Source organism: Nocardiopsis sp. CA-288880 (assembly GCF_050955985.1).
Lineage (GTDB): Bacteria > Actinomycetota > Actinomycetes > Streptosporangiales > Streptosporangiaceae > Nocardiopsis > Nocardiopsis tropica.
Genome location: NZ_CP192105.1, coordinates 2,498,830 through 2,517,346 on the forward strand (window position 1 = coordinate 2,498,830; position 18,517 = coordinate 2,517,346).

Genomic DNA, 18,517 nt, shown 5'->3' on the forward strand with positions numbered 1-18,517 from the left:
TCATTGACAACCCCGAGGAGGCGGACGAATACTGCCGGTCACGGCAATCCGCCGTCCCCCCAGCGCCGTACGGCACCGACGTGCGGTGACCGCCCCCGGTCGCCGTCATCCCCACCGGTTCGTGCCGCGCCGCCCGGCTCCGCGCCGGCCTCACGAAGAGGAGAGCGACCATGACCGACAACCCCGTCCGCCCGTTCGACCGCAGGAGATTCATCGGCATAGGCGGCGCCGGCGCCCTGGCGGTGGCAGCGCCCGGGCTGATGGCCGGACCCGCCCTGGCCCGGACGACCATCACCGAGAACCAGACCGGCACCCACAACGGGTTCTACTACTCCTTCTGGACCGACGGCGGCGGGTCGGTCTCCATGACGCTGGGCTCCGGCGGCAGCTACAGCACCTCGTGGAGGAACACGGGCAACTTCGTCTGCGGCAAGGGCTGGGGCAACGGCAGCCGCAGGAACGTGAACTACTCGGGCAGCTTCAACCCGTCCGGCAACGGCTACCTGTGCCTGTACGGGTGGACGTCGAACCCGCTGGTGGAGTACTACGTCGTCGACAACTACGGGAACTACCGGCCCACGGGGGAGTACCGGGGCACGGTCAACACCGACGGCGGCACGTACGACATCTACCGCACGATGCGCTACAACGCCCCCTCCGTCGAGGGCATCCGGACGTTCCCGCAGTACTGGAGCGTGCGGCAGTCCAGGAGGACGGGCGGGACCATCACCAGCGGAAACCACTTCGACGCGTGGAACCGCGCGGGCATGGGGCTGGGCGCCTTCAACTACTACATGATCCTCGCGACGGAGGGGTACCAGAGCAGCGGGAACTCCAACCTCGCGGTCAGCGGCTGAGAGGCCGGTCCGCGGGGGCGGGACCGCACGGCAGGCGCTCCCGGGGGACGGCCCGCCCCGGATCCCGCTGAACGCCGGACCCCCGCGCCCCTGTACCTGTGACACCGCCCCTCGCGACGGTGGCGCGGCGGACCGCGGCCGCCGCGCCACCCCCGCGGACACCCGACTCCGGGCGGCGGGGGAGGGGCTCAGCCCGCCGCGCCGCCCAGGAGGTTCTTCTGGATCTTGCCCATCGCGTTGCGGGGGAGCGTGTCCACCACCCGCACCTCGCGGGGGCGCTTGTGCACCGACAGTTGGGCGGCGACGTGGTCGATGACGGCCCCGGGGTCGACGCCGTCCCCCACCAGGTAGGCGACGATCCGCTGGCCGAGGTCGTCGTCCGCCTCGCCCACCACGGCCGCCTCGCGCACCGAGGGGTGGCCGAGCAGCGCGGACTCGACCTCTCCGGCGCCCACCCGGTAGCCGCCGGTCTTGATCATGTCGACCGACATGCGCCCCACCACCCGGTGCCAGCCGTCCCGGTCGGTCACCGCGGCGTCGCCGGTGCGGAACCAGCCGTCGTCGGTCCACGCCGCGGCGGTGGCCTCCGGCAGGCCGAGGTAGCGGTCGAACAGGGTGGCGCCCCGGACCTGGAGCTCGCCGACGGCCTCCCCGTCGGGGGCGACCTCCTCGCCGTGCTCGCCGCGCAACCGCGACTCCACGCCGGGCAGCGCCGTCCCCACCCAGCCGGTGCGGCGGGGCGCGTCGGCGCGCGCGGCCAGGGTGATCAGGGTCTCGGTCATCCCGTACCGCTCCACGGGGCTGTGGCCGCAGGCGGCCCGCAGGCCCTCGGCCACCGGGTCGGGGAGCGCCGCGCTCCCGGACACGAGCAGCCGCGCACCGGCCATGGCGCGGGCGGAGTCCGCGTCGCGGACGATCCGCGACCACACGGTCGGCACCCCGAAGAACAGGGTGCCGCGCCCCTTGCCCCCCGCGCCGCTGCCCGCGGGCGCCGCCGGGCCCGTGTGGTCTCCGCGCGCCGCGGCGGCGTAGGCCGCGGGGGTGGGGCGGACGGTGTGCAGCAGGGAGCTGCCCACGCGCAGGGCCCCCAGCACGCCCAGGACCAGGCCGTGCACGTGGAACAGCGGGAGCCCGTGGACCAGGACGTCGTCGGAGGTCCAGTCCCAGGCGTCGGCGAGCGCGTCCACGTCGGCGGCGACGGCCCGCCTCGACAGGACGGCGCCCTTGGGCCTGCCGGTGGTCCCGGAGGTGTACATGATCAGCGCCGCGGCCCCGGGCGGGGGCTCGGGGGCCGTGAACGGGGCGCGCTCGGCCGGGTCGACCGGCACCACCGGGAGGCCGACCCCCTCCTGCGGGGCGCCCAGCCACAGGGCGGCCCCGGAGTCGCGCACGATGTGGCGGCGTTCGGCGGTGCCCGCGTCCGCGGGCACGGGGACCACGGGGACCCCGGCGAGCAGGCCGCCGACGACCGCGACGACCGTGGACAGGGAGGCCTCCCCGTGGACGGCGACGGCCCCGGCCCCGGAGATCCGGCGGGCCACCGCGCCCGCAGCGGCCCACAGCTCCTCGCGGTCGAGTCCCGCCTCGCCGACCCGCACCGCGGACCCCTCGCCTGCACTGGGGTTCAGCAGCATGCCCCGCTCCCGTCCGTCGCTTCCGATCCGGTCGCGAGCCAGTACACCACAGGCGGCCGGCCGCCACCGCCCCGGAGGGGACCGCGCGGCCTCCCCGCCGGGGAGGAGATGCGCACGCGGCCCCGACCGCCGACCGCCGACCGCGGAGTGTTCCCCGGAAGCGTGGCCGCCCTCACCGCGCCGGAGGCGAGCACGTGTCGGGCGAGGTGGAGGGGCGCTTCTAGCATGGAACCCATGAACGAACTCTCACCCGAGCAGACCGGGCGGATCATCGCCCTGGCCATGGACCTCGCCCGGGAGGGCGGGACGCAGGAGCTCATGGAGTTCCTCGACCACGGCCTGCCCGTGGACACCCAGGACGAGCAGGGCAACAGCCTGGTGATGCTCGCCGCCTACCACGGCCACGAGGGGACGGTCAGGTCCCTCGTCAACCGCGGCGCCGACGTGGACCTGCGCAACGGCAAGGACCAGACGCCGGTGGCCGGGGCGCTGTTCAAGGGGGAGGAGGGTGTGGTCGCGGCGCTCGTCGAGGCCGGGGCCGACCTCGACGCGGGCACGCCGAGCGCCCGTGCCGCCGCCGAGATGTTCGGCCGCACCGACCTGCTGCCCTGATCCGGGACGGCCACCGCCCCTGACCTCCGCCCGCGAGGGCCCGGCTCCGGGCCCCGGTCCGCGGACCCCTCCCCGGGGGTCCCCGGACCGGGGCCCTTCCGGTGGGAGCAGCCGGGGAAGAGGAAGGCTTTTTCCTCCGCCCCCGTGTGCCACGAGGGGGCCGTGCGCGCCGGGGACCTAACGTGGCCCTGCGGGGCCGCCCGGGGACCGGATCCCGCCGGCGCCCGCGGGAACGGCGGTGTCGGCGTACGGGCGGGCCGGGGGCATCCGTCGTCCGGAGGGGCCGGACACTCGGCAGGGGAAGGTGCGACGACATGGCGGGACCGATTCTCATCACCGGCGCGGGCAGCGGCTTCGGCAAAGTGGTCGCGCTGCGGCTCGCCGCGGCCGGGCACGAGGTGATCGCGGGCGTGGAGATCATCGCCCAGGTCGGCGTTCTGCGCGCAGAGGCCCGGGAGCGGGGCCTCGGACTGCGGGTCGAGAAGCTCGACGTGACCGACCCCGGCGACCGGGAGAGGGCCTGGACCTGGAACGTGGAGGTCCTCCTCAACAACGCCGGTGTCTCCGAAGGCGGCGCCACGGCCGACATCCCCGAGGAGCGGCTGCGCCGCCAGTTCGAGGTCAACGTCTTCGGCCCCGTCCTGCTCACCCAGGGCATCGCCCGGCAGATGGCGGCCCGACGCGGCGGGCGCATCGTGTTCATGTCCTCGGTCGCCGGCCTCACCGTCGACCCGTTCACCGGCGCCTACGCGGGCTCCAAGCACGCGGTGGAGGCGTTCGCCGACGCCCTGGACCAGGAACTCGCGGAGTTCGGCGTCACGGTGGCGACGATCAACCCGGGCCCCTTCCTCACCGGGTTCAACGACACCATGTTCGAGACGTGGAAGGAGTGGCGCGACGACCCGGCCGACCGCCTCTACGACTACGCCGAACTCGCCTTCCCGCACGAGCAGTACGACCCCGAGCCGGTCTACCGGAAGACCGTCGAGGTGCTGCTGGGCGAGGACCGCCGCTACCGGCACCTGCTCCCCGCGGAGATGGAGCCGCAGGTCCGCGCACAGGTCGACGCCCAGTGGGGCCGGCGGGTCAACGACGGACGCCGCCCCGACCTGGTGCGGAAGGCGTACGACATCGGCCCCGGAACACCGGTCGAGGCCTGACCCTCCCGCCACGGCGCGCACCCGGGACGGCGCCGGGCGGGCTCCCGCCCCTCCGGGTCGCCGACACCCTCGCCGTGTCCGGCCTCCGCACCGGGCCCGCCCCGGAAACGGGCCGAGCCGACGCGGTCGGGACCGCGTCGGCTCGGTGTCCTGGCACCCGGGTGCTCAGGCGTTCAGGCGTGTGATCAGGCCGGAACGTTGTTCGGGTTGGGCTCGGTCGAGGAGACCTTGCCCGCCTGCAGGGCCTCGATGGCCTTGCGCACGCCCTCGCCGTAGGCGGCGTCGGCCTTGGTGCAGTTGCCGATGTGGCGCTCGACGGTGGCCTGGGAGGCGCCGTCGATCGCACGGGCGGTGTTCTCGAACAGGACCTGCTGCTGCTCCGGCGTCATCTGGCGGAACAGGTTGCCGGGCTGCTCGAAGTAGTTGTCGTCGTCCTCGCGGTAGTCGAACCGGTCGGCGGTCGCGCCCACGGCCAGCGCCGGCTCGGCGTACTGGGGCTGCTCCTGCCAGCGGCCGTAGGAGTTGGGCTCGATGCCGGGGACGCCGCCCTGGTTGCCGTCCACGCGCATGGCGCCGTCGCGGTGGTAGGTGTTGACCAGCTTGGCGCCGCGCGGGTAGTTCACCGGGATCTGGTGGTGGTTGACGCCCAGGCGGTAGCGGGCGGCGTCACCGTAGGAGAACAGGCGGCCCTGGAGCATGCGGTCGGGCGAGATGCCGATGCCCGGGACGATGTTGGCCGGGGTGAAGGCGGCCTGCTCGACGTCCGCGTGGTAGTTCTCGGGGTTGCGGTTGAGCTCGAACTCGCCGACCTCGATCAGCGGGTAGTCCTTCTTGGACCAGACCTTGGTGAGGTCGAAGGGGTGGAAGCGGTAGTCCGCGGCCTCGGCCTCGGGCATGATCTGGACGTAGAACGTCCACTTCGGGTTGTCGCCCCGCTCGATGGCCTCGAACAGGTCGCGCTGCGAGGACTCGCGGTCCTCGGCGACGACCTTGGCGGCCTCCTCGTCGGTGAGGTTCTTGATCCCCTGCTGGGTGCGGAAGTGGAACTTGGCCCAGAAGCGCTCGCCGGCCTCGTTGACGAACGAGAAGGTGTGCGAGCCGAAGCCGTGCATGTGGCGGTAGCCGTCGGGGATGCCGCGGTCCGACATGACGATGGTGACCTGGTGCAGGGCCTCGGGGAGGTTGGTCCAGAAGTCCCAGTTGTTCTCGGCCGAGCGCATGTTGGTGCGCGGGTCGCGCTTGACGGCGCGGTTCAGGTCGGGGAACTTCAGCGGGTCACGGAAGAAGAAGACCGGGGTGTTGTTGCCGACGATGTCCCAGTTGCCCTCTTCGGTGTAGAAGCGCAGGGCGAAGCCGCGGATGTCGCGCTCGGCGTCGGCTGCGCCGCGCTCACCGGCGACGGTGGAGAAGCGGGCGAACATCTCGGTCTGCTTGCCGACCTCGGAGAAGATCGCGGCCTTGCTGTACCGGGTGATGTCGTGGGTGACCGTGAAGGTGCCGAAGGCCCCGGAACCCTTGGCGTGCATCCGGCGCTCGGGGATGACCTCGCGGTCGAAGTGGGCGAGCTTCTCCAGGAACCACAGGTCCTGGAGCAGCATCGGGCCGCGCGGGCCCGCGGTCAGGCTGTTCTGGTTGTCCGCGACGGGGGCGCCGTTGGCTGTCGTCAGCGGCTTGGTGTTGTCGTGCGACATTCGTTCCTCGGTCCTAAGGTGGGATCTCTTGGTGCTGCGGTGGAGCACCGGTCGTGTGTCAGGCCTCTTGGCAGGCGGGGCATACGCCCCAGTAGGTGACCTCGACCTCGTCTATGGCGAAGCCGTGGTCCTGCGAACCCGTCATGCAGGGGGCGGCTCCGGTGGCGCAGTCCACGTCCGCGATCACGCCGCAACTGCGGCAGACCACGTGGTGGTGGTTGTCCCCCACCCTTCGCTCGTAGCGCGCCGCCGACCCCTCCGGTTCGATCCTTCTGACGAGCCCGGCGTCTGTCAGAGCCCTGAGCACGTCGTACACCGCTTGTGTGGACACCGCACCGAGCTGGCCGCGGACCGCCTGGAGGACGGTGCTGGCATCGGCGTGCGGATGAGCCCCGACAGCCTCCAGGACCGCCACCCGTGGCCGGGTCACGCGTAGCGAGGCCTCCCGGAGGAGAGCCTCCGTCTCCGTCTGGTGCATGGGCCCATTGAAGCACTTTTCTGGAATGATTCCAACAAAGGCCATCCTAACCGCCCGTGAACACCGCCACCGCGATCAGCACGAGGAGGAGCTGCACGATCAGGGCGGCCACGAGCTCCGGCCGGACCTCCCACCCGCCCGCCGCGGCTCCACGCACCACGAGCCTGCGCCCGAACCCCGGGTGCCGGTGCTCGACGATCCGGGTGGCCAGGTCGCTGATCCGGTCCGGGTCCCGGGTCCGGCCCAACTCGTCGAGGAGCCGCAGCAGCTCCTCCGGCACGTGGTCCGCGGGCGTCGCCGCGGGTTCCGGCCGGCCGGGGCGCACGAGGGAGGGCACGACGGACCCGGGCGCCGGGTCGGCGTCCGGCCGGGGGACCGGTCCCCGTCCCCGGTCCGCCGGGGGAACAGGCGGCCCACCGGTCGCCGAGGAACCGGGAACCGGGTCCGGAGCCCCTTCCGGCCGCGAAGAGGGGCGCGGAAGCGGAGGGGCCCGGTGCCCGGCCCGGTGGGAGGGCGGCGGGCCCCGGCGGGGGCCGCGGTCGGGTTCGCCCGGGTCGGGGCTGCCGGGGACCCCCTGGTCCTCCGGCGGACGGCCCCCGCGTTCCGCCGCCCCCGCGCGGGGAGCGCCCGGTCGCGCGGCCCCGGGAAGCTCCTCCGGGACGCGCCCGGCACCGGCGGTGCGCTCCGGCGGTTCGGCGGGGCCCGCGGAGGCGTCCGGGGCCGTGGGCCCCGTCGGCCGCAGGGCGTCCTCCAAGGCCCGGGGCGAGAACCGGGGCGGGTCGCCCCAGGGGGCGGTCCCCCTTCGGGCGGGGCGCGCCGACGACCGCCGCATGCGCCCGCCCAGGAGTTCCAGGACCCGGGGGTGCTCGGACGCGCGGTCCTCCTGCAGCCCTTCGGTGGCCTCGGGCAGGGTGCCCGCCTCCAGGTGCCCGACGAGCCAGCGGGCGAGGTCGTGGTGGAAGGGATCGCCGTCGGAGAGGGCGTCGAGCGCGGTAACGGACCCCGCACCGGCCGCGGGCCCCGGCGGCCGGAACGCGATCTTCGGCCGTGTCGGGACGGTGCCGCGTTCCGGCCAGGGCTCGTAGGTGGAGAACGACCAGTCGGACCGCCCGCCCCGGGGCTTGCGCTCGGTGCCGAGCACGTCCCTCAGGATCACGTAGGCGCCCCACAGCAGGAGCAGCCTCGTCCTCTCGTCCGGGGCGGGGGCGCCCGCCGGGACGACGACGTCCACGGGGGAGCCGGGGGCCTGCAGCAGTCTCGCCACCAGGGGCGCCAGGCCCGCCTGCGCCGCGGCCTCGCGCTCCAGCCGCTCGGGCAGGTCGGAGAAGCTCCCGGGGACGAGGGCCGGCGCCGTGCAGGCCCACCCCCGCTCGGATTCCCAGGGCTCGGACAGCCACGCGCTCAGCTCGGGCACGGCCTCCAGCGCGACCAGGAGCGCGCGGGGCGCGTTCAGGTCGTCGCCGACCACCGCCTGGGCACGGCTGCCCCGGCGGTCGGACGGGGCGGGTTCGGGCAGGCGGCGCAGGAGGACGCCCTGCCCGTCCTGGAACCTGCGGTACCAGTAGCTCGGCGCCGTGTGCTCGGGAGGCAGTTCCGGGGCCACCACCCCGTCCAGCCGGTCCCGCCACGTGACGAGCCGCATGTAGCCCTCGGCGCTGTCGGACAGCGAGGTGCCCACGGGTCCGATGCCCGTCCCCAGCAGGCCCTGCCTGCGGTAGCCGAACGAGATCCGCTCCAGGGGCTCCCTGCCGGTCCCCCCGGCGCCCCGCTCCGCGGTCACAGCCCCACCCCCCGCGCCCCCGGGGCCGTCGCGACCCCGGTCATGGCCATCAGCGTGAGGAAGGGCTGGAGGGTGCGCTGCGGCCGGACCGGGCGCGAGTAGCTGGGGCTGTCCGGGAGCCGGGCTCCCCCCGTCGCGGAGACCGCGTGGATCGCGCTCCTGCCGAACTCGGTCCACGGCCTCAGGTAGCTCCCGCCCTTGTCGTACCGGTCGATGAACGCGTAGAGGTCCTCCGTCTCGGCCGCGATGCGGGAGGCGTCGTCCAGGCACACCCCGTCGCGCAGCCACCGGTCCACCGGGTGCTCGTAGCGGTACACGTCCGCCTTGCCCACCACCACGACGGCCGCCTTGTCCTGCTTGTCCTCGACCACGTCCAGGACCGCGGAGAAGGTGGTGTCGGCGCGGTCGTCCTCCAGGTCGTCGGGGGAGACGACGAACACGAACCCGTCCACCTTGTCGAAGAACGCCTGCCGGGAGACCTTGCCGACGGTGTCCATGACCTCTCCCGCGACGTCGAAGAAGGCCACCGCGCGCTGGTCGGAGCCGTCGGAGACCATCAGTCCCACCTCGAACTCCCACACGTCGTCGTTGGTGCGCGCCAGGACCCGGCCCTGGGCCAGGAGGGGACGGACCCGGGTGTTGGTGAACCGCTCGTACGCGTTGACGTCCAGGGGGGAGGCCGACAGGCCGAACCGGTTCAGGCCCTGTTCCTGGATCGCGCCGACCATCGACGCGAGCAGGTGGGTCTTGCCCGACCGCGGCGCCCCGACGAGGGCGACCACCACCGGATCGCGGCGCTGGTCGACGTACTGGTAGGGGAGGTGGTGCTCGGGGTACTCGTTGCCCCTGTTGGGGCACAGCACCTGGGCCCGGGTGCGCATGATCCGGAGCCGCATGTGCTCGGTGGCCCCGTCCGGGACGTACAGCGGGCGGTACTCGCCGTCCCGCCACTCCCTCAGCTCCCCGCTGTCCGGTCCGACCCGGCTCAGGCACACGGGGCAGAGGACCCGGGGGGCGTCCGCGGAGTCGTCGGTCATGGGTGGTCAGCCTCTCGGTCAGCCGAAGCGGAGGAACAGGGCGACGGACGCGGCCACCATCAGCGCGAGCAGGAGCGCGAGGCCGACGTAGCCGGACCGGCCCGTCCCACCGACCGGCTCCTCCTCGCGGGCGGCTGCGCGGGGCGGGGGCCCGCCCGGGGCGGGCGCGGCGGGGGCACGGGGCGCGGGCCCCTCGGGCGCGGGTCCGTCCGGCGGGGCCCACCCGGCCGCGAGCCTCTTGCGTTCCCTGTTCTCCCGGAACCTCGTGCGGCCCTGCCGGAGGTGGTCGCCGACCCCGGTCCGGTGGGGCGGCACCGCGCCCGACACCCGGGCCAGGAGCTCCCCGGCCCCGGGACGCCCCTCGGCCTCCCCGGCGAAGACCCCCTCCAGCTGCACGGCCAGCCCGGGGTGCCCGTCCAGCGGAAGGATGCCTCCGCCGGACACGTCGTGGCCGCTCAGGGCCTGGAACAGGACCAGGCCCGCCGACCACACGTCGTCACGGGGGTCGCACCTCCCCACCGCCGCGCGCTGCTCGTGGGAGGCCCACGGGCCGACGCCCACCGACTCGCGCGCCACACCGGCCACGGTCGCGCTGGTGAAGCCGCACACCTGCACGCCCCCGCCCCCGTCGTCCCAGCGGACGGTCCCGGGCCGGATGTCCCTGTGCACCACTTCGCAGGCCTGCAGCCAGAACAGGGCCCGGAACAGGCCCTCCCGGAAGGCCGCCCGCTCCTCCTCGAACAGCAGCCGCCTGCCCAGGACCGCGTCGAGGGGTTCGCCCCGGTAGGGCTCCAGCAGGGCGAAGGGCTCCGCGGGGTCGTCGCGGTAGCCGACCAGGCGGCTCAGTTCCGCCGGAGGGGGACCGTGCGAGGCCCTGGCCAGCCTGACCCCCGCGAGGATCTCGTTGTCCAGGGCGGCGAAGGCCCGGGCCCGGTCCTGGACGCGCTCGCCGTCGAGGGGGCGCACGGACAGCCTGAGCAGGTCGCGCCCGGACACCTCGTCGTGCACGGCCGCCAGCTCCAGCAGCGGGTGCGCCGGCGCGTCGACGGTCCGGTCCGGGGCCGGGACCAGGCGGCACCGCGCGCTCTCCCGGCGGGGCGTCAGGTAGGCGGCCTCCACGGCACTGTGCTCGTTCAACGCAGGTAGTCCTCCTCCGGCCGGTCGGTCCCGGCCCCCCTGCCGTCCGCGCCCCCGCGGGGCCTGTCCGCCGGGGCCTCCCCGAACGGCGCCTCCGGCGGCTCCGCCGGTCCCCCGGCCGCGCCCTCGGCGAACGCGCCCGCCGGGTCCTCCTCCGGGGCCCGGCCCGGGGCGGGACGTCCCGCCCCGCCCCCGTGCCCGTCGTCCGACGGCTCCGTCCGGGACCACCGGGTGCGCACCACCCCCCGGCGCAGCGGGACGAGCCGCAGGACACCCGTGAGCGCCCCCTCGCGCGTCCACACGGCCGAACCGTCCGGGAACGCCGAGTCCGGGTCCCCGTGCGCCGCTACCCCCGCCGAGTACGGGGCGAAGCGCACCGCCCGCACCGCGTGGGCGCTCTCGCCCAGCAGGGACAGGTGGCCCGGGTCGCACAGCTGCAGCATGCGGTCCTCCGGGGACAGGCGCAGCGTGTCCAGCGCCCGGTCCAGGTCGGGGCCGCCCCGGACCCGCCGGGGCGTGTCCGGGTCGGCGAAGCGGGGCGGGACGTGGGCGCCCGCGCGGGCCAGGTGGTCCCGGTACCCCTCCAACAGGTCGGCCGCCGTGCCGTGCACCCTCCGGGAGAGGTCGCCGACAGGCGCACCCGAGCGCAGCCCGGCCAGCACCGGCTCCAGCGCGGCGCGCGCCAGTGCCGCCAGGTCCGAGCGCACCACCGCCTCCAGCTCCTCCGGGTGCGAGGAGGGCGGCGGCAGGGCGGCGGCCGCCCCGGCGAAGGCGTCGGCGACGGCGCGCACCGCCCCCTGGGCGGACCGGGCCGCGTCGGCCACCCCGCTCCGCGCGGCCCCGGGGTACCAGGACTCACGTGCGCGCCGGTCGACCAGCGCCGCCAGGGCGGCGACGGACGCGTCGGCCCGCTCCGGGGCGATCCGGTCCCGCCACCCGCGGGCGAGCCGGGACCACGTGTACAGGAGCACGCCGCCCCCGGCCGCCGCGCAGGCGGGGACCGCCAGGGACAGCCACACGGGCGGCGGCACCACGAGGCCGATCCCCAGTACACCGCCCGCGCCCAGCCCTGCCAGGACCCCGGAGAACGCCGCCACCGCGTGCGCGACGGCGGTCGGCAGCCGGCCGCCCGGGCCACGGGCCCTCTGCGCGCCCGTGGCGACCGCCAGGACCCAGGCCAGGGCGGCGGCGATCCCCCCGGCGAGCCCCGCGGGGCCGCCGGCGAGCGCGGGCAGCACGGGCAGGAGGAAGGCCGGGAGCAGGAGCGGGGACAGCGGCCCCGGCAGGGGGAAGGGGGGCGGGTCCGCCAGGGACCGCAGCACGTCGTCGGGGACCTCCGGGCCCGCCGGCGGCGGGGCGGCGCCGTCACGGGGGGCGACGCGCCGGGAGACCTCCTCCAAATCCCGGGCGAGCCCGTCGAGCGGGGCGCCCCCGCGCACCCCTTCCTCCAGGAGCCGGGCGAGCGCGCCCAGCGCCTCGTCGACCTCCTCACGGGTGGGCGGCGCGCCCCGGACCCCGGCCCGGCCCAGGGCGGCCGCGAGCCGGTTCCCGGTCAGGGGGGAGAGCTCGCGGAAGAGCCGGTCGACATGGGCGCGGTAGGCGTCCAGCGCCTCCCCGGCGGTCCGCAGCTCCTCCCGTCGCACGCGTTCGGGTGTGGTGCGCGCGAACGCCCCTCCCGGTGCGGAGAGCGAGGCCAGGGCCTCCTCCGCCGCGGCGACCGCGTCCCGGGCGTGGCGTTCGCGGGCCCCGAGCTCCCCCGTGCCGCCGCGGACGTCGACGGGGCGGGACCCGCGGGCGCCCGCCACGAGGTCCGCCAGCAGGTTTCCCCGGGAGGGCGCGGCGGCCGGGACCGTTCCGGTCTCGCCCCCGAGGACTGGACCGGACGCGCCCCCTCCGGCGGCGTACCGCCGCAGGGCCGCGGCCAGCGCGGAATCGGCCGCGCCGCCGCCCCTGTCGGGTTCGGACCAGCACAGGCCGGGCGAGGCGGCGGCCTCGGGCAGCTCGCCGCTCAGCTCCACGACGCGGTCGAACACCTCCACCTGCCCCAGCGCGGCGAGCAGGTATTCCAGGCCGGCCCCGGAGCCGGCGGGGACACCGGCCCGGGGCCGGGGCGGCCCCGGCGGCCGGATGCCCCAGTCCACCCCCGTGGTGTCGCCGACCCACAGGGTGGCCACACCGCGCCCGGGGCCCAGCTGGCCGGGGCGGTCCAGGAACCGGCGCCCGGCGTCCGCGGTCGGGGGGCCCACGGCGACGCACACCGCGGAGCGGACGCGGCCGCTGGTGAACACCGCCTCGTAGGCGGCCGTGTGTGCGGCCAGCAGCCGGGTCCCGTCCAGGAGGACGACCCGGTCGGCCCCGGTGAGGGGGGCGCCCTCCCCGAGCTCGCCGAGGACGGCCCCCAGGGCCTCCGCCGGACTGCTCCCACGCAGGTCGAACAGGCGCACGCTCATCGCAGCGGGTCACCCTCCCGGCCGCCGGGCCGTCCGGGGCCGTTCCCGACCCCGCTTCCGCCGAAGTCCATGCCGTCGAGACCGGGCTCCCCGGGTGTCGCGGTCCGGTACCCGGGCCCCGCCCCGCCGCCCGCGTCCGACGCCTCCGAGCGCAGCTGCCTCAGGTTGGAGAACAGCGGCATGCTCACCCCCGCGAACTCCAGGTCCATGGCGGCGGGCACGGTGAGCTCCCAGAAGTCCCGTGCCTGGAGCAGCCTGCCGCGCGAGCTGCCGGGCAGGCCCTGCGCCATCCGCTCCAGCCGCCGCGCCTCGCTCCGGTCGTCGGCCAGGCGGCAGAAGGCCTCGAAGACCGGGTGCGGGGGCTCCGGCCTGCTGTCGACGCCGAACGGCACCTCCCGCATGAGCTGGGCGCTGAACTGCCCCGTGATGCCGTCCTCGCCGGTGAAGGCCCAGCGCTCGTAGGCCTGGAGCAGGCTGCCCCAGGAGGAGGTGCGGCCCAGGGGCGCCAGCCGCAGCGGCATGGTGACCCCGCCGCCCAGGGCGAAGCGGACCTCGTCCGGGGCCGACGGGTCGCCGACCACGGACGCCCTCCCGTTCCACAGGGCGCTGAGCAGCCGTTGCAGGATGCGGACCCGGTGCCGCTCCGTCGTGGCCAGGTGGCTGAAGTCGTACCCGAGCCGCTGGCGCCAGGGCAGGTGGTCGCCGGGCTGGTGGCGGGTGAGCGCGTCGGACCACAGCCGCATGACCTCCCGGACCTCGGGGACCTCGGTGATGCCCATGGAGCTGCGGAAGAGGACCACGCTGATGCTCTCGGCGCCGGTCACCCGGTACTCGAACTTGTGCCCGGCGCCTCGCGGCAGGTTGAGCATCTCCCTCAGGCACTGCTCGACAGCGTCGTTCTTGGCCGGGGAGTCGTAGGAGATCAGGATTTTGAGCGGGCCGTTCCCCTGGGGGTCGTACCCGACCGGGAGCAGGCCGGCCACCTGGGCGCGGAAGCGGGCCAGGTCCTCCTCGGCGATCCTGCCCGCCGTCTGTCCCGCGGCGTGGGATAGCAGGTCCGCCAGCCGGGGCAGGAGGTGGGCCCTGGGGGACTTCGGGTCCCGCAGGAAGCCCTTGACCCAGGTCTTGAGCCGCTCGCGCAGGAAGGCCACGGCCTCGGCCGGACCGCCTTCCAGGGCGGCGCCGAAGGCCTCCGCCCAGACGCGCGGTCCGAGGAGCGTCTGGACCAGTTCGGCGTCGGTGGGGGAGGCGTGCAGCTGCCCCGACTCGTGCAGGTGCCGCACCACCTGCTCCCGGACCCGCGCGAAGAACGGTTCGAGGTCGCCGCCGGACGGGGGGAGGAGGTAGGAGACCCCGGTGCGCTGCCGGTAGAGCTCGCGGGAGAGCCGCTCGAAGCGGGGGCGGTCGGCCCGGGCGTGCTCGTCCAGCTGCTGGACGAGCGCGGGCAGGTCCCGCGCCATCTGCGCGGTCTGCTGCTTCCAGCGGGGCTCGGCCGCCGCCCAGGCCTCGCTCCAGGCGGTCCGCGTCTGCCAGTCGTACCAGGCGTCCTGGCGCGCCCGGGCGGCGGAGGGCTCGGGGTCGGCGAAGCGGATCCTGCGCAGGCCGCCCAGCCGGTCCCGCATCTCGGGCAGGGCCGGGAACCCGCTCATGCCCTCCGGGGGCGGGGGCGTGTCGCGGCGCCGCTGGAGCAGGCCGAGGATCCCCAGCTGCGCCGTCGGGTCGCCGCTCCGGGGGTCGCCCGAGAGCACGCGCAGCGCCTGGAAGGGGTCCAGCCTGGAGAGCAGCGCGCGTGTCCCGGACCGGTGGTCGAAGCTCCGGGCCAGGTCGGGAGCCTCGCGGGCGAGGCGGGAGCGCAGGGCCGCCAGGCTGTGCTTCATGGCCTCGCCGCGGTCGTACAGGGCCCCCGCGACCTCCTTGGCGCCGTCCGCGGGCTGCGGTTCGGCGAAGCCGATGCCGGTCCGGGCCAGGAGCGGGTGCAGCTGGGCCTCGGAGAAGAAGCTCCGCAGTGCCTCCTGGGTCTGTTCCGGGGGAAGGGCGCGCATCGGCGCCTGCATGTCCTCCACCGCCGAGCGCAGCAGCCGGGAGCCGATGATGTCGGCGATCTCGTCGACGGGCACGGTCATGGAGGCGACCAGGGCGGTCGACACGCCCTTGTCGCCGATGCCCGTCTCGGCCGAGGAACCGCGCTCACTGTCCCCGTTGATGAAGCTGTCCGCGAAGGACTGGTACTCCTGCTGCGCGCCGGGGGTCTCCTCGGCCTTGTCGTCGGGGTCGGTCCCGGCCAGGGACAGCATCAGGGAGACCACCGAGCGGTGCAGGTCCTCGCGGTCGGTCCCGGTCGGCCTGTTGAACAGGAACGCCGTCTGCATCGTGGAGGGCGCCATCTGGACGCGGCCCTCCACCGGGTAGTGGACGCAGGCCTCCTCGCGGCTGCGGAGCGAGGGACGGGTGTCGTCGGCCAGCTCCAGGGAGGCCTCGCGCCCGTTCTGGTCGTCGACGAGGCGGAACAGGTCCAGGAGGGCGCGGCCCGCGTTGAGCCGGGCGTTGCGCCCGCCGCCGAACCCCTCGTCGAAGGACGAGGGCATGAGGACCAGGGGGTAGATCTGGATACGCATGCCCGAGCGCTCGAAGGCCCGGGCGATCAGGTGCAGGTAGTCGTAGAAGATCCCGGCCCCCGTGCCGCCCGCGACGGAGAACGAGACGAACACGTCGCACGCGCGGGGCAGCGCGCCGCCCAGCGCGGCCAGGTCCCCGGCCGAGGTGGCGAGCCGGTTGATCGCCTCGTGCAGGGGGGCGACGGCCGGCCCTACGCCGCCCCGGAAGGTCTCGAACAGGGCGGCCCGGCCCACCGTGGGGAACTGCCCGGCCCCGTGGTCCAGCGGCGCCACCCGGGGTTCGCCCGCCTCCGGCGGGAGCCAGTGCCCCACCGTCTCGCCCGCGCTCAGCCGCAGGCTGCGCGCGGCCTCCGGGTAGGTGCGGACCTCGGGCAGCAGGTCGCGCACGTAGTGGGCGGTCCGCTCGACCGCGGGGAAGTACCGGCGTCCGGGCACCACGCTCGAGGGCATGGCGTCCAGCTGGCTGCGGCTGACATCGGCGTAGACGAACTGCACGCAGGACGGCAGCTGGTAGGGGAGGAGGTCGGCGCCCGGGCGGCGCCTCTGGAACTCGGTCCCGTCGGGGCCGCAGAACTCCTCGCGCATACGGCGTTCGAGCTCGGCGCCGATACGGCAGCCGGTGCCGCCGAGACCGACGTACAGAAGCGGCTGGTAGAGCTTCATCGTCATGGAGAGGGGAACCCTTCGGCTGTGCGTCGTTCCTCGGGAGGGGGTCAGTCGAGCTGGATGCCGCCGGCCGGCGGTGCCTGCTCGGGGGCGGCCGCACCGGGGCCCGGGGTCCGGGGGCGCTCGTGCCGCGCGGGTGGAGGGGAGGGTTCCCTCCGGCGTGCCCGGCCGTCGTCGAAGGACACGGTCAGGCCGCCGGACAGCGGCTCGCCGGCCCGGCCGAAGCGCAGGATCTGCTCCCGGCCGTCGGCGGTGCGCAGCAGCACACCGCCCGAGCGGTGCCGCCGGACCTCGTGGACGGGGGCCGGACCGGAGCCGCGGGGGTGGTCGAGCCGGGGGTCGAACCCCTCCTCCTCGCGGACGGTGAAGGCGAAGACCGTGCTCCGCCTGGCGGGGGCCTTCAGGGGCGGGAGGAGGGCGACGCCGTCCCGGTGGAGCGTGGCGGAGATCCCCCTGACGTCCCGCCTCTCCCGTGCCTGCCCCAGGCCCAGCAGGAGCGCGCCCCCGCCGAGCAGGACCAGGGCGGCCAGCGGGGCCCAGATCCACCAGTACCGCTCCAGGGCGCCGGGGGCGGCGCGCACGGTCGTCGTGATCGTGGGGGAGGTGTGCAGGACCTCGCCCCGGGCGTCGACCGCCAGGACGTTGAGGGTCGCCGGGCCCGGTTCGGAGCCCTCGCCGACGCGGACCGTGAAGTCGCTGCGGCTGCTCCCGGGCGCGAAGCCGGAGGCGTCCTGCGCGATGGTGGCGAGCAGGCCCTCCGAGGGGGCGAGCACCAGCTCGACGGTCTCCTCCCGCGGCCCCTGGTTGGCGACGGTCAGGGTTCCGGCCACCTCCTGGCCGGACCAGACCTGTTCGGGGAGTTCCCCGAAGGAGACGTCGGGCCGGAGGCTGCTGCCCCCGGGGTCGAAGGTGTACACGTACTCGTGCACGTCGTCGGGCACGCCGGGCCCCTGGACCCGGCTGGTGAAGGTCACCTCGCCGGTCCCCTCGGGGACGGAGACCGTGCCGGCGTACTGCCCGTCCCCGGCCGCGGAGTCGGGGGCCTCGCCCCCGTCGCCGATCCCCACGGGGGTGGAGGAGCCGTCGGGGAAGGCCGCCTCGGCGGAGAACTCGAGGTCGGCGAGGGCCTCGGGGGAGGTGATCGGGCCGCGGCGGGTGCGGATGTCCACCCGGACCACCAGTTCGCCGGGCTCCTGACCGCCCTCCACCCGGAGGAAGGTGTTGATGAAGCCCTTCCACTGGGCGCGCGCCGTCACCAGCTCCTCGGGGGTCCCCTCGGGCGAGGTGAGCCGGACGCTCCAGGTGCCGGGCATCGGGTCGACGAGCCGCAGCACCTCGACGGGGCTGTTCTCACCGCTGACGGTGATCGCGGAGCCGCGGTGCTCGGCGGCGCCGGTGTCCACCGCCTCGCCCTCGGGGTCGAGGTACTCCACGCGGATGGCCGGGTTGTTCTTGGTGACCATGAGCGCGCCGTCGGTCGCCACGAGCGGGATGTCGACCTCCAGCGTGGCCCGGCCCCCGCCCGCCAGGGTCTCGTCCGCGGGCTCCCCCACCTGGGAGCAGGACGCCGCGGCCAGGGCCTCCTGGAGGGAGCGCGCCACGTCGGAGGAGTCGTCGGCCACGCGGGCCACCGGGGCGGACACCTCGAGGTCGTTGCAGGTGTCCTGCGAGCCGCCCGCGGCGAACGCGTCGAGCTGGTCCCGGTCGATGGCGCTCCCGAACCCCAGGGGCCAGATCCGCACGCCGTTCTCCGCCGCCTGCTCCAGGTGCTCCCCGACCAGGGCGGCGGCGTTGTCGTTGCGGCGCTCGGCCGCGCCGTACTGGGGGCTGTCGCGTACGTCGAGCGCGCCGTCGGTGAGCAGGAAGACGATCTTGGACGATCCGTCCGGTGAGTCCGCGCCGGTCAGGTGGCCCAGCGCCGCTCCCAGCGCCTCGGCGTGGTCGGTGTCGTCGCCCTCGGAGTCCTCGCGGCGCTCCAGGCCGTCGACGCAGTCGGCCAGGTACTGGCGGCCCCCGTCCTCGTCCACGAGGGTGGGGCGGCACACCTCCCGGGCGGCGATCTGGCCCGACTCGCCGTTGTTGCTGCCGAAGCCGACCACGGTGACGCGTGATCCGGGGTCCAGGACGCTCTGCGCGATGGTCGAGGCCGCCCTGGCCTCCTCCTCGACGTCGTCCCGGCCCAGGGAACCGGACTCGTCCACCAGGACCACGATGTCGAGGGGGACCGGGGCGCTCTCCCCGGGCTGCGGCGCGCGTGCCCCGGCGTGGGCGGGGAGCGGGACAGCCGGTCCGAGGAGCAGGAGAAGTGTCGCGACGAGGGCCGTGCGGCTCCCGGCCGGCTTCACGCGGGGGGTCGTGGCCAAGCCACCTGTTCCCTTCTCGTCGAGGTGGTGAGGGAAA

12 protein-coding genes are annotated in these 18,517 nt (G+C 75.3%); 3 read left to right on the plus strand and 9 right to left on the minus strand.

What is annotated here, in order from left to right:
- The first annotated feature begins 170 nt into the window (after positions 1-170).
- Positions 171-857, plus strand: coding sequence for a glycoside hydrolase family 11 protein (locus ACQPYD_RS10780; protein ID WP_433700845.1), 687 nt, complete (start codon positions 171-173; stop codon positions 855-857).
- 188 nt (positions 858-1,045) lie between these two features.
- On the opposite strand, the gene ACQPYD_RS10785 is transcribed toward ACQPYD_RS10780, so the two are convergent.
- A complete protein-coding gene (locus ACQPYD_RS10785; protein WP_433700846.1) occupies positions 1,046-2,491 on the minus strand; it encodes an acyl-CoA synthetase in 1,446 nt (481 codons plus the stop codon).
- A gap of 234 nt (positions 2,492-2,725) precedes the next feature.
- Between ACQPYD_RS10785 and ACQPYD_RS10790 the strand changes: the two genes are divergently transcribed.
- Together ACQPYD_RS10790 and ACQPYD_RS10795 are read left to right on the plus strand one after the other, a co-directional pair.
- A complete protein-coding gene (locus ACQPYD_RS10790) occupies positions 2,726-3,103 on the plus strand; it encodes an ankyrin repeat domain-containing protein (RefSeq protein ID WP_267949317.1) in 378 nt (125 codons plus the stop codon).
- A gap of 314 nt (positions 3,104-3,417) precedes the next feature.
- On the plus strand, positions 3,418-4,263 hold the full coding sequence (locus tag ACQPYD_RS10795) for an SDR family oxidoreductase (RefSeq protein ID WP_433700847.1): 846 nt from the start codon (positions 3,418-3,420) through the stop codon (positions 4,261-4,263).
- A gap of 185 nt (positions 4,264-4,448) precedes the next feature.
- Here ACQPYD_RS10795 and ACQPYD_RS10800 read toward each other — a convergent pair whose 3' ends face one another.
- The 8 genes from ACQPYD_RS10800 to ACQPYD_RS10835 are packed head-to-tail and all read right to left on the minus strand — an operon-like array spanning position 4,449 to position 18,480.
- Positions 4,449-5,954: a catalase gene (locus tag ACQPYD_RS10800; protein ID WP_433700848.1), complete on the minus strand. Its 1,506-nt coding sequence runs from the start codon at positions 5,952-5,954 to the stop codon at positions 4,449-4,451.
- Between the two features lie 58 nt (positions 5,955-6,012).
- Positions 6,013-6,432: a Fur family transcriptional regulator gene (locus ACQPYD_RS10805; RefSeq protein ID WP_267949320.1), complete on the minus strand. Its 420-nt coding sequence runs from the start codon at positions 6,430-6,432 to the stop codon at positions 6,013-6,015.
- Between the two features lie 46 nt (positions 6,433-6,478).
- Positions 6,479-8,212 carry a hypothetical protein gene (locus tag ACQPYD_RS10810; RefSeq protein ID WP_433700849.1) on the minus strand — a complete coding sequence of 578 codons (1,734 nt, stop codon included), beginning with the start codon at positions 8,210-8,212 and terminating at the stop codon, positions 6,479-6,481.
- A complete protein-coding gene (locus ACQPYD_RS10815) occupies positions 8,209-9,249 on the minus strand; it encodes a TRAFAC clade GTPase domain-containing protein (RefSeq protein ID WP_433700850.1) in 1,041 nt (346 codons plus the stop codon). Before ACQPYD_RS10815 ends, ACQPYD_RS10810 begins: the two co-directional genes overlap by 4 nt.
- 18 nt (positions 9,250-9,267) lie before the next feature.
- Positions 9,268-10,386 (minus strand): hypothetical protein, encoded by a 1,119-nt coding sequence (locus tag ACQPYD_RS10820; RefSeq protein ID WP_433700851.1) that lies wholly within the window; start codon positions 10,384-10,386, stop codon positions 9,268-9,270.
- Complete coding sequence (locus ACQPYD_RS10825; protein WP_433700852.1) at positions 10,383-12,836, minus strand: hypothetical protein; 2,454 nt, start codon at positions 12,834-12,836, stop codon at positions 10,383-10,385. The genes ACQPYD_RS10820 and ACQPYD_RS10825 overlap by 4 nt, the downstream gene beginning before the upstream one ends.
- Complete coding sequence (locus ACQPYD_RS10830; RefSeq protein WP_433700853.1) at positions 12,833-16,120, minus strand: tubulin-like doman-containing protein; 3,288 nt, start codon at positions 16,118-16,120, stop codon at positions 12,833-12,835. Before ACQPYD_RS10830 ends, ACQPYD_RS10825 begins: the two co-directional genes overlap by 4 nt.
- Before the next feature lie 44 nt (positions 16,121-16,164).
- Positions 16,165-18,480, minus strand: coding sequence for a vWA domain-containing protein (locus ACQPYD_RS10835; RefSeq protein ID WP_433700854.1), 2,316 nt, complete (start codon positions 18,478-18,480; stop codon positions 16,165-16,167).
- Between the last annotated feature and the right edge of the window lie 37 nt (positions 18,481-18,517).

Bases quoted from the DNA above. Each gene is read 5' to 3' on its own strand.
- ACQPYD_RS10780 (WP_433700845.1), top strand. From the start codon at position 171: ATGACCGACAACCCCGTCCGCCCGTTCGACCGCAGGAGATTCATCGGC.
- ACQPYD_RS10785 (WP_433700846.1), bottom strand. From the start codon at position 2,491: ATGCTGCTGAACCCCAGTGCAGGCGAGGGGTCCGCGGTGCGGGTCGGC.
- ACQPYD_RS10790 (WP_267949317.1), top strand. From the start codon at position 2,726: ATGAACGAACTCTCACCCGAGCAGACCGGGCGGATCATCGCCCTGGCC.
- ACQPYD_RS10795 (WP_433700847.1), top strand. From the start codon at position 3,418: ATGGCGGGACCGATTCTCATCACCGGCGCGGGCAGCGGCTTCGGCAAA.
- ACQPYD_RS10800 (WP_433700848.1), bottom strand. From the start codon at position 5,954: ATGTCGCACGACAACACCAAGCCGCTGACGACAGCCAACGGCGCCCCC.
- ACQPYD_RS10805 (WP_267949320.1), bottom strand. From the start codon at position 6,432: ATGCACCAGACGGAGACGGAGGCTCTCCTCCGGGAGGCCTCGCTACGC.
- ACQPYD_RS10815 (WP_433700850.1), bottom strand. From the start codon at position 9,249: ATGACCGACGACTCCGCGGACGCCCCCCGGGTCCTCTGCCCCGTGTGC.
- ACQPYD_RS10825 (WP_433700852.1), bottom strand. From the start codon at position 12,836: ATGAGCGTGCGCCTGTTCGACCTGCGTGGGAGCAGTCCGGCGGAGGCC.
- ACQPYD_RS10830 (WP_433700853.1), bottom strand. From the start codon at position 16,120: ATGACGATGAAGCTCTACCAGCCGCTTCTGTACGTCGGTCTCGGCGGC.